The following is a 24,885-nucleotide window of genomic DNA, read 5'->3' on the forward strand; positions in this document are numbered from 1 at the left end:
GAAACTGTGGGTGGCGATGACGCTGCTCGACGAGCGCGACCAGGGCAAGGCGCGGCTGGACGACCCGATCGTCGTCCGCCCCGAGGACCTCACGCTCTTTCACGAGCCGATCGCCTATCTCGTCAAGGGCGACGGCTTCCACACCACGGTCGGCGACCTGCTCGCCCGTGCGCTGACGCACAGCGACAACACCGCCAACGATCGCCTGCTCACCTATGTGGGCGGGCCGCAGGCGGTGCGCGCGATGATCGCGCAGAAGCAGCTCGGCGGCATCCGCTTCGGCCCCGGCGAGCGGCTGCTGCAGAGCGCGACGGCGGGGCTGACCTGGAACCCGAGCTGGGCCGGCAACAACGGCTTCGAGATCGCCCGTTCGCGCCTGCCCCTGGACGCGCGAACGGCCGCGCTCGACCGCTATGTCGCCGATCCGCCTGACGGCGCCGAACCGCTCGCCATCGCCGACGCGATCGCCCGGCTGGCGCGGGGCGAACTGCTGAGCGAGACCTCCACGCGGGTGCTGCTCGGGACCATGGCCGAATCGGTCACCGGCCGCGCCCGCCTGCGGGCCGTGCTGCCCGGCGGCTGGCAGATCAGCCACAAGACGGGCACCGGCCAGGACCTGCGCGGCCGCAACGCCGGTTTCAACGATGTCGGGCTGCTGACCGCGCCCGACGGCCGCCGCTTCGCGATCGCGGTGATGATCGGCGACACCAACCGCCCGATCAACGAGCGTCAGCACCTGATCCAGGATGTCGCCCGCGCCGTGATCGCACAGGTCGGCCCCGGCGCCGGAGCGGCGGCCGCCAACTGACCTCCCGTGGCGCGGCGGCAGCGCAACTCACCCCTGTGCCGCACGGATCGCAGGGGCTACATGCCCCCGCATGCCGCACCTCTATCTCGTCGACGGCTCGGGCTATATCTTCCGCGCCTATCACGTGCTGCCCAAGCTCACCAACCGGCACGATGAACCGGTCGGGGCGGTCTATGGCTATACGACGATGCTGTGGAAGCTCGCCGACGACCTCCACAAGGCCGATGGCCCGACCCATCTGGCCGTGGTGCTCGACAAATCGGAGAGCACGTTCCGCAACGAGCTCTACGATCGCTACAAGGCGCATCGCCCGCCCGCGCCCGAAGACCTCGTCCCGCAATTCCCGATGATCCGCGACGCGACGCGCGCCTTCAGCCTGCCGTGCATCGAGGAACAGGGGTGGGAGGCCGACGACCTGATCGCGTCCTACGCCAAGGCCGCGCTGGCGCAGGGCTGGCAGGTGACGATCATCAGTTCCGACAAGGATCTGATGCAGCTGCTGACCGAGCCCAGCATCGACATGCTCGACACGATGCGCGACCGCCGGTTCGGCCCCGAAGCCGTGATGGAGAAGTTCGGCGTCGGTCCCGAGCGGCTGGGCGACGTGCTCGGGCTGATGGGCGACGCGGTCGACAATGTTCCCGGCGTCCCCGGCGTCGGCCCCAAGACCGCGGCCAAGCTCATCAACGAACATGGCGATCTCGAAGCCGTGCTGGCCGCCGCGCCCGGCATGAAGCCGGGGAAGCTGCGCGACAACCTGATCGAGCATGCCGACATGGCGCGGCTGAGCCGGAAGCTGGTCGAGCTGGCGTGCGACGTGCCGCTGCCGCAGCCGCTGGAAGAGTTCGAGCTGCAGGGCATCCCGGAGGCGCCGCTGCGCGCCTTTCTCGAACATCACGGCTTCAAGACGCTGCTCGCCAAGCTCGGGCAGGTGGCCGACGCCCCCGTGCCGGTTCCCTCCGCCCCGTTCGCGGAAGATCCGCCCTGCGACCATGACGGCTACGAGACGGTGGTGGACCTCGCCGCGCTCGACCGCTGGATCGCGCAGGCGACGCATCAGGGCTGGGTGGCGATCGACACCGAGACCAGCGGCACCGACGCGACGCGGGCCGAGCTGGTCGGCGTCAGCCTCGCGCTCGCCCCCAATCGCGCCTGCTACATCCCGCTCAAGCATGGCGGGACCGACCTGCTGGCGGAGAACCCCGACCAGATCGCGTGCGAGCCCTGCCTCGCCCGGCTCAAGACGCTGTTCGAGGACCCGTCGGTCCTCAAGATCGGGCACAACATCAAGTTCGACATGATCGTGCTCGGCGAGCGCGGCATCACCATCGCGCCGCACGACGACACGATCGTGATGAGCTTCGATCTCGACGCGGGGCTGCACGGTCATAGCATGGACGAGCTCGCCGCCACCCACCTGTCGCACAGCTGCATCGCCTACAAGGATGTGGTCGGGACGGGCAAGACGCAGCGCGGCTTCGCCGAGATCGACCTCCAGAGCGCCACCCGTTACGCCGCCGAGGACGCGGACGTGACGCTGCGCCTGTGGAAGCGTTTCCGCGCCCGCCTGCCCGGCGAGGGCGCGACGCGCGTCTACGAGATGGTCGATCGCGGCCTCGTCCCCGTCATCGCGCGGATGGAGCGCCGCGGGATCAAGGTCGATCGCGAGCGGCTGGGCGGGCTCTCGGCCGAGTTCACCGGCCAGATCGCCGCGCTGGAGCAGGAGGTCCACGCACTCGCCGGCGGCCCGTTCACCATCGGCAGCCCCAAGCAGCTGGGCGACGTGCTGTTCGAACGGCTCGGGCTGAAGGGGGGGCGCAAGGGCAAGTCCGGCGACTACTCGACCGACGTGACGGAGCTGGAGCGAATCGCGCGCGAGAAGGGGCCGGGCAGCGAGATCGTCGCCAAGGTGCTCGACTGGCGCCAGCTGACCAAGCTCAAGAACACCTATACCGACGCGCTGCAGCAGGAGATCAACCCGGTTACCGGCCGCGTCCACACCAGCTATTCGCTGACGGGCGCGCAGACCGGGCGGCTCTCCTCCACCGAGCCCAATTTGCAGAACATCCCGATCCGCACCGAGACCGGCCGCCAGATCCGCGACGCCTTCATCGCCGAGCCGGGCAATGTCATCCTCGCGGCCGATTATTCGCAGATCGAGCTGCGCCTCGCCGCGCACATGGCGGACGTCCCAGCGCTCAAGGCGGCCTTCGCGGCGGGCGACGACATCCACGCGCTGACCGCCACCGAGCTCTTCGGCGAAGTGACCCGCGATACCCGCGCGCGCGCCAAGACGATCAACTTCGCCATCCTCTACGGCATCAGCCGCTGGGGCCTGGCCGGCCGGCTGGAGGTGACGCCGGACGATGCGCAGGGCATGATCGACCGCTATTTCGAGCGGTTCCCCGGGATCAACCGCTACATCGCGGAGACGCTGACGCACGCCCGCGAGCGCGGCTACACCCCGACGCTGTTCGGGCGGAAGACCTGGTTCCCGCGACTCAAGTCCAAGGTCCAGCACGAGCGCCAGGGCGCCGAGCGCGCCGCGATCAACGCGCCGATCCAGGGCACCTCGGCGGACATCATCAAGCGCGCGATGATCCGCATGGAACCCGCGCTGGAAGCGGCGGGGCTGAGCCGGGTTCGCATGCTCCTCCAGGTCCATGACGAACTGGTGTTCGAGCTGCCGGAAGCCGATGTCGAAGCCGCCAGGCCGGTGATCGAGCACGTGATGGCGACGGCCGCCGAACCCGCCACGCCGCTCACCGTGCCGCTGGGCGTCGAGATCGGCGTGGGCAGCAGCTGGGGCTCGGCGCACTAAGTGATCGGATCACCCTCACCCTTTCGCTCGCCTGCAGCGAGCTGGTCCCTCTCCCCTGCGCAGCATCGGTGGAAAGGCCGTCGGGGGGAGGGTGACGGCGCTTGACGGAGCCCCGCACCGACCTCGACACGCTCGCCAGGGGCGGCCGCACCAACATCGCCGGCTTCGTCCTGCGGCTCGCCGCGCGCATCCCGTTCCTGTTCATTGCCGGGCGGCTCTACGGCCCCGATCTGGTCGGCCGGTTCGCGCTGGCGGTCGTGGTGGTGGAACTGGCCGCGCTGGTGGCCACGCTGGGCCTCAAGCGCGGGCTGGCGCAGGCGCTCGCCGCCGCCGACCGGCCGCACGCCTGTGTGGTGTGGGATGCACTGGCGGTCGCGTTCGTCGCGTCGCTCGCCGCCAGCGCGCTGCTCTGGTGCGTTCCCGAGATCATGTATCCGAACACGCCGGTCCACGGGCTCGACCGCTATCTCGGGCTGATCGTGCTCGGCCCGGCGCTGTCGGACGTCAGCCTGGCGGCGCTCGCCTATCGGCTGAACGTGAGGGCCGCGGTGACCGCGCGCGCGATCGTCGAGCCCTGGACGATCTCGATCGCGGCCTGGATCTTCTCCTTCGTCACGGTCCGCGACGGCCTGGTCCTGTCCTACGTCGCCTCGATGGCGGCGGCGCTGGTCGCCAGCCTCGTGCCGTTCCTGAAGAGCTACGGCCTGCCGCACGGCTGGTCGCCACAGGTCCGTCAGCTCGCGGCGCTCGCCCGCGTCAACGCGCCGCTCGCCGGCGCCGACGCGCTCGAATGGGGCAGCCGCAATGTCGATCGCTTCATCCTGGGCCTGATGTTCGCGCCCAAGGTGGTCGGCATCTACTATATGGCGCAGCAGGTCTCCTCGATCCCGCAGAAGCTCAAGACCAGCTTCGATCCGATCCTCGGCCCCGTCATCACGCGCAGCCTCGCCGCGCACGATCTGCCCGCGATCGCCGTCCAGGTGCGGCAGGTCGCGTTCTGGATCATGGCGGCGCAGGGCGGCATCGCGCTGATGGGCTCGATCCCGGGCAAGGCGGTGATGGGCGTGATCGGCCCGCAGTTCGTTGCGGGCACCGCCGCGCTCGGTTTCCTGCTGACGGCGGAGGTCGCCGCGTCGACCGGCGCGGTGTGCGAATCGGCACTGGTCTATGTCGCGCGGCTGACCAACCTCGCCATCTCGGTGGCGATGCTGGCGCTGCAGATCGCGCTCAGTTTCGGCCTCATCCTGCTCGCCCGCGCGATCGGCTGGCCGGCGAACTGGCAGGCGGCGCAGGTGGCGGTGGCGCTGATGGCGACGCTGGCGCTCACCTCCGTCATCAAGGCGCGCGTGCTCGGGCGGCGGCTCGGCGCGCCGGTGTCGCCGTGGCGCTGGCCGCTCGGCTGGGCGGCGCTGGCGGCGATCGGCGCCGGCTCGCTCTTCACCGCGCTGCCGCACGAGTATGAGTGGGCCGAGCTGGTGTTCGGCCTGCCGGCGATCGCTGGCGTCTATCTTCTCGTATTGTGGACGCGCGCCTTCACTCCCGCCGATCGCGCGCTGTTCGGCGGACGCCGCACGAGGATAGCGTCAGCTATTCACGAGACGGCGAACGGCCGGCCGGGCCCTGCGCAGCCGGGCTTCGACGTCACGGGATTTACGCCCGTGACAGCTGCCATGGCGGGCAGCGTAGCGGGCGACCCGCCGACGGCGAAGCCGCCGGCGTGACGTCGGACGGGTCGGCGCGCGCGCCTGCCCCGCGGCCGGAGCAGCCGTTGCGCCAGAGGCGCATCGGCGCGCACGTGGCCGCGCCTACGTCCGCTCAATGCCGGAAATGCCTCACCCCCGTAAACACCATCGCCAGTCCGGCCTGATCCGCCGCCGCGATCACCTCGTCGTCGCGCACCGAGCCGCCGGGCTGGATGACCGCCGTCGCGCCCGCCTCGGCGGCGGCGAGCAGCCCGTCGGCGAAGGGGAAGAAGGCGTCGGACGCCACCGCCGAGCCCACCGTCCGCGGCTCGGGCCAGCCGTTCGCCTCGGCCGCCTCGCGCGCCTTGGCGGCGGCGATGCGCGCGGAGTCGCGCCGGTTCATCTGCCCCGCACCGATCCCGGCGGTCGCGCCGTTCCTGGCGTAGACGATCGCGTTCGACTTGACGTGCTTGGCCACCATCCAGGCGAAACGGCAGTCGGCCAGCTCGCGCGGCGTCGGCTGGCGTCTGGTGACGACGTGCAGCTCGCCGAGTCTGCCGTTATCGCGCGACTGCACCAGCCAGCCGCCCGCGATCGCCTTGACCGCCAGCCCCTCTCGCGCCGGATCGGGAAGCGCGCCGGTGAGCAGCAGCCGGAGGTTCTTCTTGCCCGCGAATACCGCCAGCGCCGCCGCGTCCGCATCGGGCGCGATCACCACCTCGGTGAAGATGCTCGTGATCGCGCGCGCGGTGGCGGCGTCGATCGGCCGGTTGAGCGCGATGATGCCGCCAAACGCCGAGACGGAGTCGCATGCGAACGCTGCGGCATAGGCTTCCTTCAACGTCGCGGCAGTGGCGGCGCCGCACGGGTTGGCGTGCTTGACGATCACCGCCGTCGGGTCGGCGTCGCGGAACTCGGCGACCAGCTCCAGCGCCGCGTCGGCGTCGTTGAGGTTGTTGTAGCTCAGCGCCTTGCCCTGCACCTGCCGCGCCTGGCCGACACCGGGGGTCAACGGGCCGCGGTGGCGATAGAAGGCGGCAGCCTGGTGCGGGTTCTCGCCGTAGCGCAGCGGCTCGGGCCGCTCCAGGATCAGCGGCAGCGTCGCCGGAAAGGGCTCGCCCTGGTCGGCGAAGGCGAACCAGCTGGCGATCATCGCGTCATAGGCGGCCGTCGCCGCGAACGCCTTGGCGGCCAGCTGCCGCCGCTCGTCCAGCGTCGTCTCGCCGCGCGCGACCAGGTCGTAATCGGCCGGATCGGTGACGATCGCGACGTGCGCGTGGTTCTTCGCCGCCGAGCGCACCATCGACGGCCCGCCGATGTCGATGTTCTCGATCACCTCGCCGCGGCCGGCGCCCTTCGCCACCGTCGCCTCGAACGGGTAGAGGTTGACGACCACCAGATCGATCGCGCCGATCCCGTGCGCGGCCATCGCCGCGACGTGCGCCGCATCGTCGCGCACCGCCAGCAGGCCGCCATGAACCATCGGGTGCAACGTCTTGACCCGCCCATCCATCATTTCGGGAAACCCGGTCAGCTCGGCCACGTCGCGCACGACGAGCCCGGCGTCACGCAGTGCCCGCGCCGTCCCGCCGGTCGAGACCAGCTCGACGCCGCGCGCCGCCAGCGCCTGCGCCAGCGCCACCAACCCGGTCTTGTCGGACACGGACAGGAGCGCCCGCCTGATCGTCACCGTTGCCATGCCGCTGTCCTACCTCGCCCGCTTGAACGCCCAGCTGACGGTCGCGCCGCCCGCCGCCGCCTCGCCGCTCACCACCAGCTGCTGCGTGCCGACCGCGCGGCCTGCACCGTCGATCCACAGGCTCGGCTCCACGCCCAGCGCGCCGCCGCGGCAGCGGAACTGCCACAGCGCCCCGCCCGGCAGCCGCAGGATCGCCGCCTGCCCGTCCGCCGTGGGCGAGACCTGCACGTCGGCGCCGAGATGGAAGCGGATCGCGAACCCGGGCGCATGTCCGATCCGCCGCTTGCGCCCGCCCGGCAGCAGCGCGTCTTCGCCGCGCAGTTCGCGCCCGTCGGCGGTGAGCAGCAGCTGGCGGCGGTGGATCACGCCCCAGCGCCGCCCATAACCGTCATGACTCGCCTCGATTCGGCTCGCCGCCTCGCTTTCCTGCCGCGACAGCTCCACCTCGGCGACGCCGCGCCCCAGCGTGCCGTCGCCATGGATCGCCGTCGAGTTCGCGTCCGCCAGCACCAGCGTGGAATGCGCCGCCGTGCTGCGCAGCGCTTCCGTCAGCGCCCTGGAGAGCTGTGCCGATGCGCCGCGCGCGCCGCCGCAATTCACCACCAGCCGGGCGGGCCCGTCGGACAGCTCGAAAGCGAGGGTGGAGGCGCAACCGCCCTCCACCTGCCGCCCGACCGGTGGCGGCGCGGCGTCGATGACCGCCACCGCCTGCCCAGCTGCCAGCCGCTGGTACCCCCAGTCGCGCGACTGGCGGAGCGGCCGCGTGCGCACCCCGCTCGCCTCGATCACCGCCGCCAGCTCGCTCGCGGGCGTCGGCCCGGCGCCCTGCCAGCTGCCCAACCCGCGGTCTCCGAGCGCCACGCCGAGCAGCGCCGGCACGGCCCGCACCAGCGCCGCGACCGCCGGCGCGCACAGCTCCAGCCGGCGCGCGGCATAGGTCTCGCGCAAGGTCGCGAGCAGCGCCACCACGTCGAGCAGCTGCGCCGGCGAGCGCGACGCGGTCCCGCCATCCTCGGTCAGCCCCGTCGCCAGCGCGCGTGCCAGCCCGGCTTCGCCGAACGCGCGCCGCGGATCGCCGCCGGGGATCAGCAGCCCCGCCGCGACCACCCCGCACCACGCGGCGATCCGCGGCGCTCCCACCGCGGCCTTGTCCGCGCCGCGATCCAGGTGCCGCGCGCCCCGCGCCAGCGTGTTCAACACCGCCGAGCGATAGACCAGATCGGTCGATGACAGGATCAGCGGCGCGTGCGCCGTCCAGAACAGCATCCGCCGCCCCCACAGATCGGGCGCCCAGGCGAGCGCGTCGACCGTGTCGGCATAGGCGGCGAGCCAGCGCCCGGTCAGCACTTCCGCGATCGGCGCCGCCTGCGCTCGCGTCGCCACCGTCGACAGGTCCCGCAACCACGCGAAGCTATGGACATGGGCGGCGAACGGCTTGCCCCAATCGCCCCGCGCGAAGTCCAGCGTATCGACGGGATGGCTCTCGCCCCGAAAGCTCAGCCGCCCGTCGAGCAACGCCTGTCCGCGGCCCGCATCGCCCAGCACGGGATCGTCCGGCACCGCGATCAGCTTCAGGGGATAGCGGCCCTTCAGCCGCATCGTGTGCAGCGGCGTGCGCCAGGTCAGTTTCTGGATCCGCTCGGACAACCGCTCACTGAGGCTCAGCCCCGTCGTTCCGCCGACACGGATCAGCCGTTTGCCTTCCTCGATCCCGTCAAGGGCGATGTCTGGATCGGCCTCGCTCACGTCGCCCGCAGCGCCGCGATGTTGGCCGCATAATGCGCCGCGCCGCCCCGGAACACCGATGTGCCGGCGACCAGCGCGTCCGCGCCCGCCTCGATGCAGCGCCGCGCGTTTTCGGCGTCGACGCCGCCGTCCACCTCCAGGTCGATCGGTCGCCCGGCCTTGTCGATCATCGCCCTGATCGCCGCGATCTTCTTGAGCTGCCCGTCAATGAAATGCTGACCGCCGAAACCGGGATTGACGCTCATCACCAACACCAGATCGACCAGCTCGAGCAGGTAATCGAGCATCTTTGCCGGCGTGCCAGGGTTCAGGACCACGCCGGCGCGCTTGCCCAGCGCCTTGATGTGCTGGAGCGAACGATGGATGTGCGGCCCCGCCTCGGGATGCACGGTCAGCGTGTCCGCGCCGGCTGCCGCGAACGCGTCGAGATACGCGTCGACCGGCGAGATCATCAGGTGGACGTCGAACGGCTTGGCGGTATGCGGCCGCAGCGCCTTCACCACGGCTGGTCCCATCGAGATGTTGGGCACGAAATGGCCGTCCATGATGTCGAGGTGGATCCAGTCCGCGCCGGCCGCATCGACCGCCCGCACCTCCTCACCCAGCCGCGCGAAATCAGCCGACAGGATCGAAGCGGCGATACGGACGGGGCGGGGCATAGCCCTCCCTTAAGCGAGCCTCACCCGCGCGTCACCTGCGCCGCAGCCGGGCGACGAAGAAGCCGTCGCAACCGCCGTCCGCCGCCAGCGTGCCGGGGACCGTCCGAACCCATCCTTCAGGCGCGGCGGCGACCGGCAGCTCGCCCGGCCGGGGCGGCTCGATCACGTAATCCGGTCGCGCGGCGAGAAAGCGGCGGAGCTGCTCCTCGCCTTCCGCCGGTTCCAGCGAGCAGGTCGCATAGACCAGCACCCCTGCCGGCGCGACCCAGTCGGCGGCGCGCGCCAGCAGCTCGGCCTGCAGGGCCGCCAGCTCCGCGACCGCTCCCGGGCGGATGCGGTGCAGCACGTCGGGATGCCGCCGGAAGATGCCGCTCGCGCTGCATGGCGCATCCAGCAGCACCGCCTCTGCGGGCGCAGACGGGCTCCAGACGCGCAGGTCGGCGCGGACCAGCTCGGCGACGAGAGTCGTGCGCGCGAGATTGTCGGAAAGTCGCGCCAGACGACTTTCCGAGGCATCAACCGCCGTCACGCGCCAGCCAGCGGCGGCGAGCTGCAGCGTCTTGCCCCCCGGCGCCGCACATAGATCGAGCACCGATCCAACCCCCCGCCCGACCAGACGCGCGGGCAGCGACGCCGCGAGGTCCTGCACCCACCACGCCCCCTCGGCATAGCCGGGCAGCGAGGGCACCGCTGCGGCGGCATCAAGCCGGACATGCCCAGGCGCGAGCGAGCGGCCGCCGAGCCGCTCCGCCCAGGCAAGCGCGTCGTCGTCGCGCAAGGAGAGATCGAGCGGCGGCGGCGCTGCAAAGGCGTGGCGAGCGGCCGCGACTGCCTCCTCGCCCCAAGCCGCCGCCCAGCGCGCCGCCGTGTCACCGGGCAGGGTCGGGAGGTCGGGCAGCCGCGCGCCGGCCCGCATCACTGCGCCGAACACGCCATGGACCAGCTTGCGCGGGCCGCCGTCGACCAGCGGCAGCACCGTCGCGATCGCCGCATGGGGCGGTGTGCCGAGCGCCAGCGCCTGCACCAGCGCCAGCCGCAGGACCGAACGCGCCTTCGCATCGTCGGGCAGCCGCTGCCGCGTCGCCCCGTCGATCAGCGCATCCAGATCGGGCAACCGCCGCAGCGCTTCGGCCGCGAGCGCGTGCGCCAGCCCGCGGTCGCGCTCCTCCAGCCCGCGCGCCGCGCCGCCGAGCGCCCCCTCCAGCGGATCGCCGCGCCGCAGTACGGCGTCGAGCAGCCGCAGCGCCGCTCGCCGCGCTGGCACGCCGGGCGGCTCGGGGCGGGGCGGTGGACGATCGGCCATGGGCTGCCCATATGGCGGGTGCCGCCTCTGAAAGCACGCGCCATGGCCCAACGCCCCGAACATCTGAAACCGCCGGCCGATCTGCCGGAAAGCCCACCCGTGCCCGCGCCCGAGCCGCTGCGCCAGGAACAGGCCGACCCGCTCGGCCTCGATCCCACCCGCTACGGCGACTGGGAGCACAAAGGCATCGCCATCGATTTCTGATCGGCGTCAGGCGCCCTCCGCCCGAAGCGGCCGGGCGAGCAGCGTCTCGATCACCTCCCCCGCCGCCGCGCCGTCGAGCAGCCGGCACACCGCCTCGGTCACGGGCATGTCGACCGCCGCCGCGCGCGCCGCCTCGGCCAGCACGGGCGCGGTGAACGCGCCTTCCGCCACGGTCCGTCGGTCGCTCAACAGCGCCCGCGCCGATCCCCCCTGCCCCAGACCGACGCCGAGCGAGAAGTTGCGGCTCGCCGTCGACGAGCAGGTCAGCACGAGGTCGCCCAATCCCGAGAGCCCGGCCAGCGTCTCCGCCCGCGCGCCGCGCGCGAGGCCAAAGCGGGTCATCTCGGCAAAGCCCCGCGCGATCAGCGCCGCGCGCGCATTCTGCCCCAGCCCCGCGCCCTCGACGACCCCACAGGCGATGGCGAGCACGTTCTTGACCGCCCCGCCGATCTCCGCGCCGACGACATCGTCCGAAGCATAGGGGCGGAACACGGGCGTCGCGAGCCGTTCGGCGAGCCGCGCGCGCAGCTCGGGATCGACACAGGCCAGCGTCACCGCGGTCGGCAGCCCCGCCGCGACCTCATGCGCGAAGGTCGGACCGGACACGACGGCGATCGGGGCGTCCGGATGGACCTGCCGCGCCACCTCGCCGACGAGCAGGCGCGTCCCCGCCTCGATCCCCTTGGCGCACAACACCAGGGGCGTCGCCGCCCCGACGGGCGTCGCCGCCAGCACCGCGCGCACATGCTGCGCGGGCGCGACGATCAGGAGTGCGTCCAGCCCGGCCATGTCGCCCAGCGCACCCGTCGCGCGGACGGCCGGCGAGAGCGCAACGCCAGGCAGAAACGACGCGTTCTCGTGCGCACCGTTGATCCCCGTGACCACCTCCGCCTCGCGCGCCCACAGCAGCACCTCCTCGCCGCCGGCCGCCGCGACCTGCGCCAGCGCGGTCCCCCAGGCGCCGCCGCCGAGCACACCGATCCTCATGCCTTCACCCCCGCCCCGCGCACCGCCTCGGCCGCCGGATCGAGCGGCCACCGCGCGCGGGCGGCGACGTCGAGCGGATCGGTCATGCCTGCCGCGAACCGCTCGACGCCCGCCCAGGCGATCATCGCGGCGTTGTCGGTGCAGAGCCATAGCGGCGGGGCGACGAAGCGCAGGCCATGCGCCTCGGCCAGCTGCCGCAACGCCGTGCGGACCGCCGCATTGGCCGCGACACCGCCGGCGACCACCAGCGCGGTCGGCGCGCCCGCCCGACCGAGCGCCCGCCCCGTGCGATCCACGAGGCAGTCGATCACCGCCTGCTGGAACGACGCGGCGATGTCCTCCGGCCGGTATTGTCCCACCACCCGCGCCACCGCCGCCTTCAGCCCGGCGAACGAGAAATGCGGCTCGGCCGATCCCTTGAGGGGGCGCGGCAGCGGCACGGCGGCCGGATCGCCCGCCGCCGCGGCACGTTCCACCGCCGGTCCGCCGGGGAAGCCGAGCCCGAGCAGCTTCGCCGTCTTGTCGAACGCCTCGCCCGCGGCGTCGTCGATCGTCGTCGCCAGGCGACGATAGCGCCCGACGCCCTCGACCAGCAGCAGCTGGCAATGCCCGCCCGATACCAGCAGCAGCAGATACGGGAAGGCGAGGCCGGGGTCGCTCAGCCGCGGGCTCAGGGCATGCCCCTCCAGATGGTTGACGGCGACCAGCGGCTTGCCCGCCGCGTGCGCCAAGGCCTTGCCGGTCACCAGCCCCACCATCACGCCGCCGATCAACCCCGGCCCGGCGGTGGCGGCGATCGCGTCCACATCGGCAAGCGTCACGCCCGCATCGGCCAGCGCCGCGGCGACCAGCGGCGCCAGCGCCTCGACATGCGCGCGCGCCGCGATCTCCGGCACCACGCCGCCATAGGGTGCGTGGGCCGCTTCCTGGCCCGCCAGCCGGTGCGCCAGCACGCGCCGGTCACCCGTCACCAGCGCCGCCGCCGTCTCGTCGCAGGAGGATTCGAGGCCCAGGATGAGCATCCGTCGCGCCTACCCGCTCGCATCGCGCTTGTCGAAGCACCGCGCATGGCCCTACCGGCCTGCCATGACGTTTCGCCTCGGCACCCGCGGTTCACCGCTTGCGCGTGTGCAGACGGCGATGGTCCGGGATGCGCTGTGCGCCGCGCATGGCTGGTCGGCCGAGCAGGTCGCGCCGGTGGTGATCCGCACCACCGGTGATCGCGTTCAGGACCGGGCGCTGGCCGAGATCGGCGGCAAGGCGCTGTGGACCAGGGAGCTGGATCGCGCGCTGCTCGCCGGCGAGGTCGATGCCTGCGTCCACTCGATGAAGGACGTGGAGACGATCCGGCCCGACGACATTGCGATCGCGGCGATGCTGCCGCGCGCCGACGTGCGCGATCGCCTGGTGGGCGCCGATTCGGTCGACGCGCTGCCGCGCCGCGCGGTGGTCGGCACCAGCTCGCCGCGCCGGCGCGCGCAATTGCTCCGCCGCCGGCCGGACCTGCGCATCATCCTGTTCCGCGGCAACGTCGATACGCGACTGGCGAAGCTGGCCGCGGGCGAGGCTGACGCGACGCTGCTCGCCGCCGCCGGGCTCGACCGCCTCGGCCGAAGCGATATGGGCGTGCCGATCCCGTGCGACGTCATGCTGCCGGCGCCGGCGCAAGGCGCGATCGGGATCGAGGTCCGCGCGGACGATGCGGAGGCGTTCCGCCGCGTGAGTGCGATCGACGACGGGGGCACCTCGCTCTGCGTCCATACCGAACGAGGCTTGCTGGCGGCGCTGGCCGCCGACTGCCACTCGCCGGTCGCCGCGCTCGCGCGGGTGGACGGACACGGTGGCCTGCGTCTCGACGCCGAACTGCTGGACGAGGACGGCACCGCGCACGTGATCGGCGCCGCGACCGGCGGGATCGATGAGCGTCTCGGCACGGCGCTCGCCGCCGATCTGCTCGCGCGGGCACCGTCGGCGGTGCGGCGACTGTTCGGCGGATGAGCCGCGCCGCGCTGGTGCTGCGCCCGGCGCCCGGCGATGCTGCGACGGCTGGTCGCCTCGCCGCGATCGGCATGACCACCATCCGGCAGCCGCTCTTCGCGGTCAGGCCCGTCGCGTGGACCCCACCGGGGGCGAGCGGCTTCGACGCGCTGATGCTGACCAGCGCCAACGCCGTGCGCCACGCCGGGCCGGGCCTGGCCGGTCTGCGCGACCTCCCAGTCGTGGCGGTGGGCCGAGCCACGGCGGCGGCCGCCGCGGCGGTCGGGTTCACGGTCGCGTTGACCGGCTGCAGCGACGCCGCCGCGCTCGCCGCCGCGGCCCGAGCGTGCAACCCGACGCGCCTGCTGCATCTCGCCGGCCGTGACCATATCGCCATTCCGGGCGTGACCAGCGTAGCCGTGTATGCGAGCGACCCCTTGCCGGTGCCCGCCGGTGCGGCGCGATCCTGGGAGGGGCAGGTCGCGCTGCTTCATTCCGAGCGCGCGGCGCGTCGGTTCGCGGCGCTGGTGGATCGGGACCGCGCGAATCGGGGCCGGATCGTGCTCGCCGCGATCAGTCCGGCCGTGCGGGATGCGGCGGGGACGGGCTGGGCGGTGGCGTTCGCGGCGGACGAGCCGACCGACACCGCGCTGGTCACGCTCGCCGCCCGGCTGATTGACCCGTCCGCGCGCGCAAGGGATAAGCCGTGCCGATGAGCGATGTTCCTCATGATCGCGTGGCGCGCGCGCGCGGGCTCCGGATCGGCGTGGTCTCGGTGCTGGTGGCGGTCGCCTTCCTGATCGGGCTGGCGCTGGCGGTGGTGCTGCCGCATCGCCAGAACGCGCAGGTCGATTTGGCTGCCGTCCCCGCGCTGATCCAGCCGGCCGCCCCGGCGACTGGCGTCGCCCAGCCCCCTGCCCCCGTCGCGCCGCAACCTGTCGCCGACCCCGCCGCGCTCGCCGCGCGCGAGACGGCGCTGGCGGGCCAGATCGCCGCCCTGGAGGCGCGCCAGGCAAGCCTCGCCGCCAGCGCCGAGGCGGCCGGAGGAGAAGCCGCGCGCGCCGAGGCGCTGCTGGTCGTCACCGCCGTCCGTCGCGCGCTCGACCGCGGCGTCGGGCTCGGCGCGCTCGATCCGGCGCTCGCGGGCCGGCTCGGCGCGGCCGACCCGCAGGCGCTGGCGACGGTGCGCGACGCCGGCCGCCAGCCGGTGACGCTGGAGGACCTGCGCGAGGGGCTCGCGGCGCTCGGCCCCGTGCTGACCAGCGGCGCGAACCGCGGCTGGATCGAAAGCCTGCGGCAGGGAATGCGCACGCTGATCGTGATCCGTCGTGCCGGCACCCCCTCGCCGCTTCCCGCCGATCGGCTGCAGCGCGCCCGGCGCCTGCTCGATCGCGGCGCGGTCGAGGCGGCGCGGGCGGAGGTGGCGCAGCTGCCCGGCGCCGCGCAGGCGGGCGCGTGGTTCGCCGCCGCGCGCCGCTATGTCCTCGCCCGGCAGGCGCTGGACGCGCTGGAGGCCGCCGCGCTCGCCGGGCGCGCCCGGCCCGCGCCATCTCCGGCTTCCTAGAGCCGCTCGATCAGGGCCTGCGCGCCGGCCGGCGCGCGCACTTTCGCACCATTGATGAAGAAGACGAACGTTTCGCGCGGCGTGTTGGCGGCCGCGTCGTCGCCGACATAGGGCAGGCCGTCCGGCTGACCACCCGCCGCCCAGGTCCGCGCGGCGTCGGCCCAGCGGTCCAGCGCCTGAGCCGCATAGCCCGCCGGGTGCCGCTCCTCCGCCTGCTCCAGCCGGGCGTAGACGAACGGGCCGGTCACGTCGGCGATCGCCGGGTAGTCGGCGGAGTCGGCATAGACGAGCGCCACCCCCGCCGCGCGCGCCAGGGCGACGAACTCGGGGCAGGCGAAGCTCTCGTGCCGCACCTGCACGGCGTGGCGCAGCGGCACCCCGTCCTGCTTGGCCGGCAGCAGCCTCAGGAACGCGCCGAAATCGTCCGGATCGAACCGCTTGGTCGCCATGAACTGCCACAGGATCGGCCCGAGCTTGTCGCCCAGCTCCGTCAGTCCCTGCCCGCAGAACCGCAAGACGGACTCGCCCGCCTCCGCCAGCACCTTGCGATTGGTGCAGAAGCGTGACGCCTTGACCGCGAACACGAACCCGTCGGGCGCCGTGTCGCGCCAGCCGGCGAAACTGGCCGGCTTGAAGGTGGAATAATAGGTGCCGTTGATCTCGATCGCGGTGACGTGACGGCTGGCGAACTCCAGCTCGCGCTTGTGCGGCCATTTGTCGGGATAGAAGACGCCGCGCCACGGCGCGTAGGTCCAGCCGCCGATGCCGACGCGAATCGCTGCTTGGGTCATGACGAGGCGTGTAGCGCCGCGGCGAAGCCGCGTCGTCGGTCGTAGCTGCGCTCCGCCGGCGCGCTGGCGTGAGTCTTGCGCCAGCGTGGCGCAAGCCACGCTGCGCGTCGAGCGGGCGAAGGGACTCGTTCGTTACCGTCATTCCTCAAGGCACAAGTTTAACAGACTTACGGTTACAACGAGTGCCCTGTCTGGTGACCTGCTCGCCGGAAAACATGCCATTGGCAAGTCAGCTCGTCAGATGGAGACGAGTGATGCGGCGAGGCCGACTTACCGAGGATCAGATCATTGGCGTACGGCGCGAGGATGAGGCGGGCGTGAAGACCGCCGACCTGTGCCGCAAGCATGGGATCAGCGATGCGACGTTCTACAACTGGAAGTCGAAGTACGGCGGGCTGACGGTGTCCGACGCAGCGCGGCTGCGGGCGCTGGAGGACGAGAACCGGCGGCTGAAGAAGCTTCTGGCGGAATCGATGTTGGACGTGTCGGCGTTGAAGGATCTGCTGGGAAAAAACTGACTCGGTCTGCGGATCGCTACGCTGCGGTGGAGAAGCTGATGGCCGATCACGGCTTCTCCGAGCGACGCGCCTGCAGGCTGAGCGGGGTCAACCGGTCGGCATGGCAATATGAGCCGCTTCGCGGGAAGGACGATGCTGTGCGCCTGCGGATGCGCGAGATCGCGAACGAGCGACGCCGGTTCGGCTACCGGCGGCTGGCGATCCTGCTGCGGCGTGAGGGCAAGGGCATGAACCTGAAGAAGATCTACCGGCTGTATCGCGAGGAGCGGCTGACGGTGCGCAAGCGTCGCGGCCGCAAGCGCGCGCTGGGGACGCGGGCGCCGATGGCGATCCCGCAGGAGCCCAATCAGCGCTGGTCGCTCGACTTCGTGTCGGATGCATTGGCCTGCGGCCGGCGGTTCCGCTTGCTCAACGTCATCGACGACTACAGTCGGGAATGCTTGGCGTGTATCGTCGATACCTCGTTGTCAGGCCGGCGGGTCGTTCGCGAGCTGAGCGCCATCGCGTCGCGGGCTGCCGTGCATGGTGGTCAGCGACAACGGCACCGAACTGACCAGTCACGCCGTTCTCGCCTGGTGCCAGGACACCCGCGTCGAGTGGCATTACATCGCGCCCGGCAACCGCAGCAGAACGGCTTCGTCGAAAGCTTCAATGGTCGCTTGCGCGACGAGTGCCTGAACAAGCACCTGTTCCCATCGCTGGCTGCGGCGAGACGGATCATCGAAGCTTGGCGGACGGACTACAACACCGTGCGTCCGCACAGCAGCCTTGGCGGGCTGGCACCCGCCGAGTTTACCAACCGCCCCCGCCAGGGGCATATGGACACCGAAGCTAAGTTATCAGCGGCCTGAAAATGGGGAGCAGGTCAGCGGCCGCTATGTTCCGACAGCGCCCGCCTACACGGGCGTTGACATGCTCACGTTGGCGGCGCGGCTCGAACGCCTCGGCGGCGTGCCCGACGTCCAGCTCGGGTCGATCAGGATGATCGGCCTGCTGAACGCGCCTCCGGACGTACTCTGGTAATTTGTCCGCGCCAATATGCCCACCCTCATGCGCTTCGTTGCCAGCGGACATCTGATGAATACCGATGGGCAGCTACTGCTGCCCGCGGGCGCTTCGTTAACAGCGCGCCAAGAAGCTATGCTCGGCATTCCGCAAATCCACCCTGGCGACCTAGACCGGATCGAACGCGAGAACGACCGCCTCTTCACCCAAGTCGATCGGAAGCTAAGGCAAGCAGCCGCGGATGGAAGCGGCACGCAACGCCCGGCGCGGTAGTAGCTTCCTTCAGCTGAACGGACGTCCGCTTCGGAGCATCGATCAAGTCGTGCTGGACGTCCGCATGTGGGTCCTTCCGTCGCAGACGCTTATGTGACCCGCTTACAACTCGTCGCGTCCGGGTGTCTACTTGCCCAAGCGTCATAAAGACTTGGGCGGCGCCGATCGTCTGAGCTGCTATGCTGGCATGTCGGCAGCCGGTCCGATCTTCGCGACCAGCTTATCCGTCATGATATCGAGGATGCCGCGCGCTTCGAGCATGGCTACGCGCTGGTATGCGTCGTGGCCTGGTGTCAGGCCGATGTCGTCCGGCACCTCGGTCAACGCGTGAAAAGTGACGTGCGGCTCCCAATCGCGAGCGAACAGCTGGGCGCGGTCCCAAAGCGGGCGGGTCGGCCCGACGATGAAGAATGACCGTGGCGACCAGCCGGGTGCCCGCAGCGCGCAGACGGCCTGATGAGTGTGGGACGGCATCAACCTGCTCGCGATCTCTTTCAGTTCGGCGATGTGTCCGCCTTTGGCGCGTGTATGATGATGGTAGATGATGATCGTACGTGTCCCGCCACGAAGATATGCGATCTCCTCGCACGTCACGCTGGCCGTACTTCCAGAAAATCGGGGTGAGGCGATGCCGTTATCGGGATCGAGGAACAGTAGCGCTTTATCATCGGGCAGGCTACGCGAAAAGAGAGCGAACCAGGGCGCGCGCTCGGCCCGGCTTCTGAGTTCATTGTCGAAAAAACTGTTGCCGTCCGCGAGCAGGATTTCCTGTAGCCGCAAGATGCTGCGCGTCTCGCCGTGAACAAGGTCGCGAAGATGATCATAGAGAACCGGATCGTAGTGCTTCCACCGATCCTCTTGCCCCGCGCTCAGATATTCGACGTGCAATCCGTCGCGGCGATCGGGGTCGTTCGGTGTTCGATACCAGCCAACTGCAAGCCGGTGCCCCGGCATAAGTCGACGTAGCAAGGCGAGCTTTACATAGTCGCCAAAGTCGCCCGCATATTGGTCCTTCACGGACAGATCCCTTATTCGACGCTCGCCCGGGTCAAGCTTAGAAATACGTCTTCCAAATCGGCCTCTCGCGTCGAGACGTCGACGATCCCGAGCCCGTCGCGCTGCACGGCCGCGAGCACCTCGCCGGCGTTGACGAGGCCCTTGTCGTAGCTGATCTCCAGCACGCGCTCGCCCTTAAGGACCACCTTGTCGAAGCAGGTGGCGGCAGGCGCGACGGCAAGGTCGCGATCGACCGTCACCACAACCACCTTCTCCTGCGCGCGGGCGACCAGCTCGCGGGTCGGCTCGTTGGCGATCAGGCGGCCGTGGTTGATGATCGCGATGCGGTCGCACAGCTGTTCGGCCTCTTCGAGGTAATGGGTGGTCAGCACCACGGTCACGCCCTGCTCGTTGAGCTGGCGGACATAGGCCCAGAGCTGCTGGCGCAGTTCGATGTCGACGCCCGCGGTGGGTTCGTCCAGCACCAGCACGGGCGGCGCGTGGACCATCGCCTTGGCAACCATCAGCCGCCGTTTCATGCCGCCCGACAGCGTGCGGGCATAGGCCTGCGCCTTGTCCTCCAGATGGACGGCGCGCAGCAGCTCGGTCGTCCGGCGATCGCGCCTGGGCACGCCGTAGAGGCCGGCCTGGATCTCCAGCGTCTCGAACGGCGTGAAGAAGGGATCGAACAGGATTTCCTGGTTGACGATGCCGATCGAGCGCTTGGCGTTGCGCGGATGGGCGTCGATGTCGAAGCCCCAGATCGTCGCGCGCCCGCCCGTCTTGTTCACCAGGCCCGCCAGGATGTTGATGAGCGTCGACTTGCCCGCGCCGTTGGGGCCGAGCAGGCCGAAGATGCTGCCCTGCGGCACGTCGAAGCTGACCCGATCGAGCGCCTGCTTGCCGCCGGCATAGGTCTTGGAGAGCTGGTCGATGGCGATCGCGGCGGGCATGGCGCGCGGGATAGGCGCGGCGGCTGCCACTAACAATCCTTGCCCTCGGCAGGATTGAAGGGGGTGCGCTCGCTTGCTACCGCGACGGCCATGCATCCGCCGCTCGAGACCTCCCGTGTCCGCCAGCGCCGCGTCGCGTGCGATGGCGCGGCGGACATCCCGGGCGGCGCGGCGCTCGGCCATCCGCGCGTGTGGCTGCAGATCGACGAGCACGGCTATGTCGACTGCGGCTATTGCGACCGCCGCTTCATCCTGATCGGCGGTCCCGCGGACGGGGTCGATCCGTCGACGCTGCCGGATATCAGCGAGGGTGCCGGGTGAGATCGCCGGTCAGGCGCCGGGCGGCGCTGAACTGGACGACCGTTCCAGCAACGCGGGCCTGGCGGCCGCGATCGTCGCGGTCGGCAGCTATGGCACCGACCATGCGAGAGGGTTCGGGAGCGACGCGCGAGCCGGTGCGGGATTGCGGCGCGCTTCCTTCACGAACAGAAGCTCAGCCCCTATATCGACGGCAGGACGGGGCAGCGCCTTACGCGCGTGGCGACCGCGGCGTTCGAGCGGTGCATGGCGGAGCAGTCACGATGTCGAACCTGACCATTATGCTTTTCACGATCAGCCTGGTGCTGCTCTCCACCGGCCTGACGGTGAAATGGCAGGAACGTCGCGCCGATCGCGACGCTGATCCCATTGTCGAGGCGATTGACGAGTGACTTATCAGGACCCGCGCTCCTTCCTCTACCGCGACCAGCTCTCGCCTGAAACGGCGCAGCGGCTCACCAGCGACGCGCTCGGCCAGGCCGACGATGGCGAGCTCTATCTGCAATATCGCCGGGCCGAGGCGTTCGGGTTCGATGACGGCCGGCTGAAGACCGCAAGTTACGACACGCATTCGGGCTTCGGGCTGCGCGCGGTCAGCGGCGAGACCACCGCCTTCGCGCACGCCAACGAACTTTCCGAGGCGGCGATCCAGCGCGCGGCCGAGACGATGCGGCTGATCGACCCGTCGGCGCAGGCCAAGGCGCTGCCGCCGCGCGGGACCAACCGGCGGCTCTACACCGACACCGACCCGCTCGATCTGGTGCCGTTCGCGGACAAGGTGAACCTGTGCCAGGCGATCGACGCCGCGGCCCGCGCGCGTGACCCACGGGTCGCGCAGGTGTCGGTAGGGCTATCAGGCACGTGGAGCGTGATCGAGATCGTCCGCGCCGACGGCTTCGTCGCGACGGACGTGCGGCCGCTGGTGCGGCTCAACGTCCAGATCGTGGTCGAGGCGAACGGCCGGCGCGAGACGGGGACGTTCGGGATCGGCGGGCGCCACCTCTACGACCGGCTCACCGACCCCGCCGTCTGGAACCGGGCGATCGACGAGGCGCTGGCGCAGGCGCTGGTGAACCTCGAGTCGGTCGATGCGCCGGCGGGCGAGATGACGGTGCTGCTCGGGCCGGGCTGGCCCGGCATCCTCCTGCACGAGGCGATCGGGCACGGGCTGGAGGGCGACTTCAACCGCAAGGGCACCTCGGCCTTCTCCGGCCGCATCGGCGAACGGGTCGCGGCATCCGGCGTGACGGTGGTGGACGACGGCGCGCTCGCCGACCGGCGCGGCTCGCTGTCGATCGACGACGAGGGCACGCCGACCGGCGAGACGGTGCTGATCGAGGACGGCGTGCTCAAGGGCTATATGCAGGATCGGCTCAACGCCCGGCTGATGGGTGTCGCGCCCACGGGCAACGGCCGCCGCGAGAGCTTCGCGCACGCGCCGATGCCGCGCATGACCAATACCTTCATGAAGGGCGGCGCCGACGATCCCGCCGAGCTGCTTTCTCGCGTCAGGAAGGGCATCTTCGCCAAGAGCTTCGGCGGCGGCCAGGTGGACATCGTCTCGGGCAAGTTCGTCTTCTCCTGCACCGAGGCCTATCGGATCGAGGACGGCAGGCTCGGCGCTCCGATCAAGGGCGCGACGCTGATCGGCGACGGACCGACGTCGCTGACCAGGGTGATCGGGATCGGCAACGACTTCGCGCTGGACGAGGGCATCGGCATCTGCGGCAAGGCCGGCCAGAGCGTGCCCGCGGGCGTCGGGCAGCCGACGCTGCTGGTGGAAGGGCTGACGGTCGGCGGGACGGCGGTGTAGGCGGGGTCAAGTCTCGCTCGTCAGCGTATCGAGCGCCCGTTGCACGACATAGCTGTGCGAGACGAGAGAGCCGATGCGATCACGCAGGTGCTTGGCCGGCACCGTACCGGCCAAATGCGTTGCAAGGATCATTTGCTGACCGGCCACCTCAATCGTTGGATGGAGGATGCCGATCTGCTCCGGCACGTCATCTGGTCGCACCAGCAGGACCACGAACCGCGTCGTCAGGTGGTTGAGAAGATCGGATTGACAATCGACCGCGCATTGGCGCGCGTTGATCCGGTAAACGTCCAACCTGGCCATCAGAAAACCCGCAGGTCGGCAAACGGCAGGCCGTTCTCCTCAAACCAGGCGTTCCATGCGTCGATCCGGTCCTTGTGCTCTTCCTGCCACCGGCGATTTCGCTCCGCTCTCACAGCGATTTGGAGGGCCTGCTCCGTTGCCTTGGATATGTTAATCCCAAGCACCCGCGCCTCGACGACCAGCTCTTCGGGCAGCGTCACGTTCGTGGCGCGGCGGCGGGTGACGACCTCATGCTTCATGCGCATCAGCTATGCGCGTCATGCCATTACGTCAACGCAGCTTGCATCCACATCGGAGCTGACCGAAGCTTCGACGATGAAAACGTTAGCCTGCCTTGCCGCCTTCGCCCTGGTCGCGCCCGCCGCCGCGCAGGCGCCCGCGCCCGATCGCGTCGCGCGGCTGCTCGGCGAGCTGGCGGATGCGCCGGGGCCGCCTGGGTTCGAGGAGGCGGTGCGCAAGATCGTCGTGCGCGAGGTTCAGCCGCTGGCCGGCAAGGTCAGCTATGACGGGCTCGGCTCGGTGATCGCTGAGCAGGGCGGGTCGGGGCCGCGCATCATGCTCGATGCGCACATGGACGAGCTGGGCGGCGTGGTGCGGCGGGTGACGCCCGGCGGGTTCCTGTCGATGCAGATGCTCGGCGGCTGGCTCGACCAGGCGCTGCCGGACCAGCGCTGGCTCATCATCGGCCGCAAGGGTCCCGTCGAGGCGGTGACGGGCATCCGCGACGTGCATGTCGTGCCCGCCGACGAGCGGACCCGAGTCTATCCGCGCGACAGCCTGTATCTCGACGTCGGCGCCAAGACGGCGGCGGAGGTCGAGGCGCTGGGGATCGGGCCGGGCGATCCGGTCGTGCCCGATTCGCCGTTCGAGATACTGGCGGGCGGGCGGCGTTATCTCGGCAAGGCGTGGGACGACCGCGTCGGCCTGGCGGTGGCGATCGAGGCGATGCGGCGGCTGAAGGCGGAGGGGCACCCCAACCGCCTCATCTTCGCCGCGACGGTGCAGGAGGAGGTCGGCCTGCGCGGCGCGCGCACCGCGGCGGATCTCATCAAGCCCGACATCGGCATCGCCATCGAGGGCGGCATCACCGGCGACAGCCCCGGCCGCGCGCCCGAGGAGACGCAGGCGGTGCTGGGCGGCGGGCCGGGCATCTTCCTCTACGATTCGAGCGCGATCCCCAACCGCAAGATGGTCCGGCTGGTTGACGACACGGCGAAGGCGGCGGGCGTGCCGCTGCAGCATGATCTGGTGCAGGGCTATGGCGACGACAGCGCCGCGATCCAGGCGACCGCGGGCGGCGTGCCCACCGTCAACCTGGTCGTGCCGGCGCGCTACACCCACGCGCACAACGGCGTGATCGACCGCGCCGATTTCGACCGCACCGTCGAGCTGGTGGTCGCCCTCATCAAGCGGCTGGACGCCGCCGAGGTCGCGCGGCTGCGGGATTTCACGCCGGAATAGCGCATGTCCGAGTTCTTTCTCGCACTGACGGACGAGCACCGCGCCTTCATCGCGCGGCAGCCCGTCTTCTTCGTTGCCACCGCGGCGGCGGGCGCGCGGATCAACGTCAGTCCCAAGGGGCTCGACAGCTTCCGCGTGCTCGACGCCTCGACGGTCGCCTATCTCGATCTCGCCGGCTCGGGCAACGAGACGCACGCGCATCTCGCGGCGGACGGGCGGATCACGATCATGTTCTGCGCCTTCGACCGGCCAGCGCTGATCCTGCGCCTCTACGGCCATGGCCGCGCGGTGCTGCCGCAGGATAGCGGATGGGCGGGGCTGGCCGCGCGCTTCACGCTCCTGCCGGGGACGCGGCAGATCTTCGCGGTCACGGTCGACCAGGTGCAGACCAGCTGCGGCTGGGGCGTGCCGGAGATGACGCTGGCGCGCGAGCGGCCGACGCTGGTCAGATATCACGCCGGAAAGGGCCCGGAGCGGCTGCTGGAGCGATTGGCGACCCGCACCCGCTCGATCGACGGGCTGCCGACCCGCCCTGCGACGAAAGCACCGGGCTTTTAGGCGAGCAGCTCGCCCGGTTCCGGATGGCGCGCCATGTAAGCCGCCACGAAGGGACATTGCGGCACGACCTTCAGTCCCTCCGCGCGGACCTGCGCCAGTGCGTCGGCGATCAGGCGGCTGCCCACGCCATGGCCTGCCGCTGCGGGCGGGACGACCGTGTGCGTGAAGGTGATCGTGTCGCCCGCGCGCGTATAGGCGGCGAAGGCGGGGCCGGCATCGGTCGGCAGCTCGAAGCGGTGCTCGGCGCGGTTGTCGGTCACGTCCATCCGCGCGGCCTAGCATGGCGGCGGCTTGCGCCGATATAGGCCGCGCCGTGACCCTCGATCCCTTGCCCGACCTGCGCCGCATCTTCGGCTTTCCCGATTTCCGCGGCGTGCAGCGGGACGTGGTGGCGCGCGTGCTGGCGGGCGAGCGGACGCTGGCGGTGATGCCGACGGGGGCGGGCA

At 70.9% G+C, this 24,885-nt stretch carries 27 protein-coding genes; 15 read left to right on the plus strand and 12 right to left on the minus strand.

All coding sequences use genetic code 11. The features are described from left to right. The 3 genes from ACFE64_RS09310 to ACFE64_RS09320 form a co-directional block, all read left to right on the plus strand. Positions 1-808 (plus strand): serine hydrolase (locus ACFE64_RS09310; RefSeq protein WP_375392185.1); only part of this gene is annotated, 808 nt, incomplete at its 5' end. 70 nt (positions 809-878) lie between these two features. Then, positions 879-3,629 (plus strand): DNA polymerase I, encoded by a 2,751-nt coding sequence (gene polA / locus ACFE64_RS09315; RefSeq protein WP_375392186.1) that lies wholly within the window; start codon positions 879-881, stop codon positions 3,627-3,629. A 101-nt stretch (positions 3,630-3,730) separates the two neighbouring features. After that, entirely contained in the window at positions 3,731-5,350 is a 1,620-nt protein-coding gene (locus ACFE64_RS09320; RefSeq protein ID WP_375392187.1) for a lipopolysaccharide biosynthesis protein, read from the plus strand. A 94-nt stretch (positions 5,351-5,444) separates the two neighbouring features. Here ACFE64_RS09320 and purH read toward each other — a convergent pair whose 3' ends face one another. The 4 genes from purH to ACFE64_RS09340 are packed head-to-tail and all read right to left on the minus strand — an operon-like array spanning position 5,445 to position 10,718. After that, entirely contained in the window at positions 5,445-7,010 is a 1,566-nt protein-coding gene (gene purH / locus ACFE64_RS09325; RefSeq protein ID WP_375392188.1) for a bifunctional phosphoribosylaminoimidazolecarboxamide formyltransferase/IMP cyclohydrolase, read from the minus strand. 9 nt (positions 7,011-7,019) lie between these two features. Next, entirely contained in the window at positions 7,020-8,756 is a 1,737-nt protein-coding gene (locus tag ACFE64_RS09330) for a heparinase II/III family protein (RefSeq protein WP_375392189.1), read from the minus strand. Next, positions 8,753-9,415, minus strand: a complete 663-nt coding sequence (rpe, locus tag ACFE64_RS09335) for a ribulose-phosphate 3-epimerase (RefSeq protein WP_375392190.1) — start codon at positions 9,413-9,415, stop codon at positions 8,753-8,755. Before rpe ends, ACFE64_RS09330 begins: the two co-directional genes overlap by 4 nt. Positions 9,416-9,446: 31 nt before the next feature. Continuing rightward, positions 9,447-10,718 carry an RsmB/NOP family class I SAM-dependent RNA methyltransferase gene (locus tag ACFE64_RS09340; protein ID WP_375392191.1) on the minus strand — a complete coding sequence of 424 codons (1,272 nt, stop codon included), beginning with the start codon at positions 10,716-10,718 and terminating at the stop codon, positions 9,447-9,449. A gap of 42 nt (positions 10,719-10,760) precedes the next feature. Here ACFE64_RS09340 and ACFE64_RS09345 point away from each other — a divergent pair, with 42 nt between their 5' ends. Further along, positions 10,761-10,922: a DUF1674 domain-containing protein gene (locus ACFE64_RS09345; RefSeq protein ID WP_375392192.1), complete on the plus strand. Its 162-nt coding sequence runs from the start codon at positions 10,761-10,763 to the stop codon at positions 10,920-10,922. Positions 10,923-10,928: 6 nt separating this feature from the next. On the opposite strand, the gene ACFE64_RS09350 is transcribed toward ACFE64_RS09345, so the two are convergent. Beyond that, positions 10,929-11,909 (minus strand): NAD(P)H-dependent glycerol-3-phosphate dehydrogenase, encoded by a 981-nt coding sequence (locus tag ACFE64_RS09350; RefSeq protein ID WP_375392193.1) that lies wholly within the window; start codon positions 11,907-11,909, stop codon positions 10,929-10,931. Further along, a complete protein-coding gene (tsaD, locus tag ACFE64_RS09355) occupies positions 11,906-12,931 on the minus strand; it encodes a tRNA (adenosine(37)-N6)-threonylcarbamoyltransferase complex transferase subunit TsaD (RefSeq protein WP_375392194.1) in 1,026 nt (341 codons plus the stop codon). The genes ACFE64_RS09350 and tsaD overlap by 4 nt, the downstream gene beginning before the upstream one ends. Positions 12,932-12,995: 64 nt before the next feature. On the opposite strand from tsaD, the gene hemC reads away from it, so the two are divergent. From hemC to ACFE64_RS09370, 3 genes are read left to right on the plus strand one after another with little or no spacing between them, the layout of a single operon-like run. Beyond that, entirely contained in the window at positions 12,996-13,907 is a 912-nt protein-coding gene (gene hemC, locus ACFE64_RS09360) for a hydroxymethylbilane synthase (RefSeq protein ID WP_375392195.1), read from the plus strand. Next, the gene (locus ACFE64_RS09365) at positions 13,904-14,602 is read left to right on the plus strand and encodes a uroporphyrinogen-III synthase (RefSeq protein ID WP_375392196.1); all 699 of its coding nucleotides are present in this window, start codon (positions 13,904-13,906) and stop codon (positions 14,600-14,602) included. The genes hemC and ACFE64_RS09365 overlap by 4 nt, the downstream gene beginning before the upstream one ends. After that, positions 14,599-15,450, plus strand: a complete 852-nt coding sequence (locus tag ACFE64_RS09370; protein ID WP_375392197.1) for a hypothetical protein — start codon at positions 14,599-14,601, stop codon at positions 15,448-15,450. Before ACFE64_RS09365 ends, ACFE64_RS09370 begins: the two co-directional genes overlap by 4 nt. On the opposite strand, the gene ACFE64_RS09375 is transcribed toward ACFE64_RS09370, so the two are convergent. Continuing rightward, on the minus strand, positions 15,447-16,241 hold the full coding sequence (locus ACFE64_RS09375) for a DUF72 domain-containing protein (RefSeq protein ID WP_375392198.1): 795 nt from the start codon (positions 16,239-16,241) through the stop codon (positions 15,447-15,449). The genes ACFE64_RS09370 and ACFE64_RS09375 overlap by 4 nt on opposite strands. Before the next feature lie 317 nt (positions 16,242-16,558). Here ACFE64_RS09375 and ACFE64_RS09380 point away from each other — a divergent pair, with 317 nt between their 5' ends. From ACFE64_RS09380 to ACFE64_RS09390, 3 genes are all read left to right on the plus strand, one after another. Further along, positions 16,559-16,759: a transposase gene (locus tag ACFE64_RS09380; RefSeq protein ID WP_375392199.1), complete on the plus strand. Its 201-nt coding sequence runs from the start codon at positions 16,559-16,561 to the stop codon at positions 16,757-16,759. Between the two features lie 26 nt (positions 16,760-16,785). Next, positions 16,786-17,610 carry an IS3 family transposase gene (locus ACFE64_RS09385; RefSeq protein ID WP_375392200.1) on the plus strand — a complete coding sequence of 275 codons (825 nt, stop codon included), beginning with the start codon at positions 16,786-16,788 and terminating at the stop codon, positions 17,608-17,610. Positions 17,611-17,809: 199 nt separating this feature from the next. Then, entirely contained in the window at positions 17,810-18,037 is a 228-nt protein-coding gene (locus ACFE64_RS09390; RefSeq protein ID WP_375392201.1) for a hypothetical protein, read from the plus strand. Between the two features lie 177 nt (positions 18,038-18,214). On the opposite strand, the gene ACFE64_RS09395 is transcribed toward ACFE64_RS09390, so the two are convergent. After that, positions 18,215-19,054 (minus strand): hypothetical protein, encoded by an 840-nt coding sequence (locus ACFE64_RS09395; RefSeq protein WP_375392202.1) that lies wholly within the window; start codon positions 19,052-19,054, stop codon positions 18,215-18,217. A gap of 11 nt (positions 19,055-19,065) precedes the next feature. After that, positions 19,066-19,986 carry an ABC transporter ATP-binding protein gene (locus tag ACFE64_RS09400; RefSeq protein WP_375392203.1) on the minus strand — a complete coding sequence of 307 codons (921 nt, stop codon included), beginning with the start codon at positions 19,984-19,986 and terminating at the stop codon, positions 19,066-19,068. A gap of 90 nt (positions 19,987-20,076) precedes the next feature. On the opposite strand from ACFE64_RS09400, the gene ACFE64_RS09405 reads away from it, so the two are divergent. The 3 genes from ACFE64_RS09405 to tldD all read left to right on the plus strand — a co-directional run bounded on the left by ACFE64_RS09405 (position 20,077) and on the right by tldD (position 22,117). After that, on the plus strand, positions 20,077-20,307 hold the full coding sequence (locus ACFE64_RS09405) for a zinc-finger domain-containing protein (protein ID WP_375392204.1): 231 nt from the start codon (positions 20,077-20,079) through the stop codon (positions 20,305-20,307). A 260-nt stretch (positions 20,308-20,567) separates the two neighbouring features. Further along, positions 20,568-20,696 carry a hypothetical protein gene (locus tag ACFE64_RS09410; protein ID WP_375392205.1) on the plus strand — a complete coding sequence of 43 codons (129 nt, stop codon included), beginning with the start codon at positions 20,568-20,570 and terminating at the stop codon, positions 20,694-20,696. Beyond that, positions 20,693-22,117, plus strand: a complete 1,425-nt coding sequence (tldD, locus tag ACFE64_RS09415) for a metalloprotease TldD (RefSeq protein ID WP_375392206.1) — start codon at positions 20,693-20,695, stop codon at positions 22,115-22,117. The genes ACFE64_RS09410 and tldD overlap by 4 nt, the downstream gene beginning before the upstream one ends. 6 nt (positions 22,118-22,123) lie before the next feature. Here the strand turns inward: tldD and ACFE64_RS09420 are convergent, their stop codons facing one another. Both ACFE64_RS09420 and ACFE64_RS09425 read right to left on the minus strand, forming a co-directional pair. Next, a complete protein-coding gene (locus ACFE64_RS09420) occupies positions 22,124-22,420 on the minus strand; it encodes a CcdB family protein (RefSeq protein ID WP_375392207.1) in 297 nt (98 codons plus the stop codon). Continuing rightward, on the minus strand, positions 22,420-22,659 hold the full coding sequence (locus tag ACFE64_RS09425) for a type II toxin-antitoxin system CcdA family antitoxin (RefSeq protein ID WP_375392208.1): 240 nt from the start codon (positions 22,657-22,659) through the stop codon (positions 22,420-22,422). Before ACFE64_RS09425 ends, ACFE64_RS09420 begins: the two co-directional genes overlap by 1 nt. Positions 22,660-22,735: 76 nt before the next feature. Between ACFE64_RS09425 and ACFE64_RS09430 the strand changes: the two genes are divergently transcribed. Both ACFE64_RS09430 and ACFE64_RS09435 read left to right on the plus strand, forming a co-directional pair. Continuing rightward, positions 22,736-23,881, plus strand: a complete 1,146-nt coding sequence (locus tag ACFE64_RS09430; RefSeq protein WP_375392209.1) for a M42 family metallopeptidase — start codon at positions 22,736-22,738, stop codon at positions 23,879-23,881. A 3-nt stretch (positions 23,882-23,884) separates the two neighbouring features. Then, positions 23,885-24,439 (plus strand): pyridoxamine 5'-phosphate oxidase family protein, encoded by a 555-nt coding sequence (locus tag ACFE64_RS09435; protein ID WP_375392210.1) that lies wholly within the window; start codon positions 23,885-23,887, stop codon positions 24,437-24,439. Here ACFE64_RS09435 and ACFE64_RS09440 read toward each other — a convergent pair. After that, complete coding sequence (locus ACFE64_RS09440) at positions 24,436-24,705, minus strand: GNAT family N-acetyltransferase (RefSeq protein ID WP_375392211.1); 270 nt, start codon at positions 24,703-24,705, stop codon at positions 24,436-24,438. The two genes, ACFE64_RS09435 and ACFE64_RS09440, sit on opposite strands and share 4 nt — an antisense overlap. Positions 24,706-24,885: the final 180 nt, after the last annotated feature.

The organism is uncultured Sphingomonas sp., from assembly GCF_964250165.1.
GTDB lineage: Bacteria > Pseudomonadota > Alphaproteobacteria > Sphingomonadales > Sphingomonadaceae > Sphingomonas.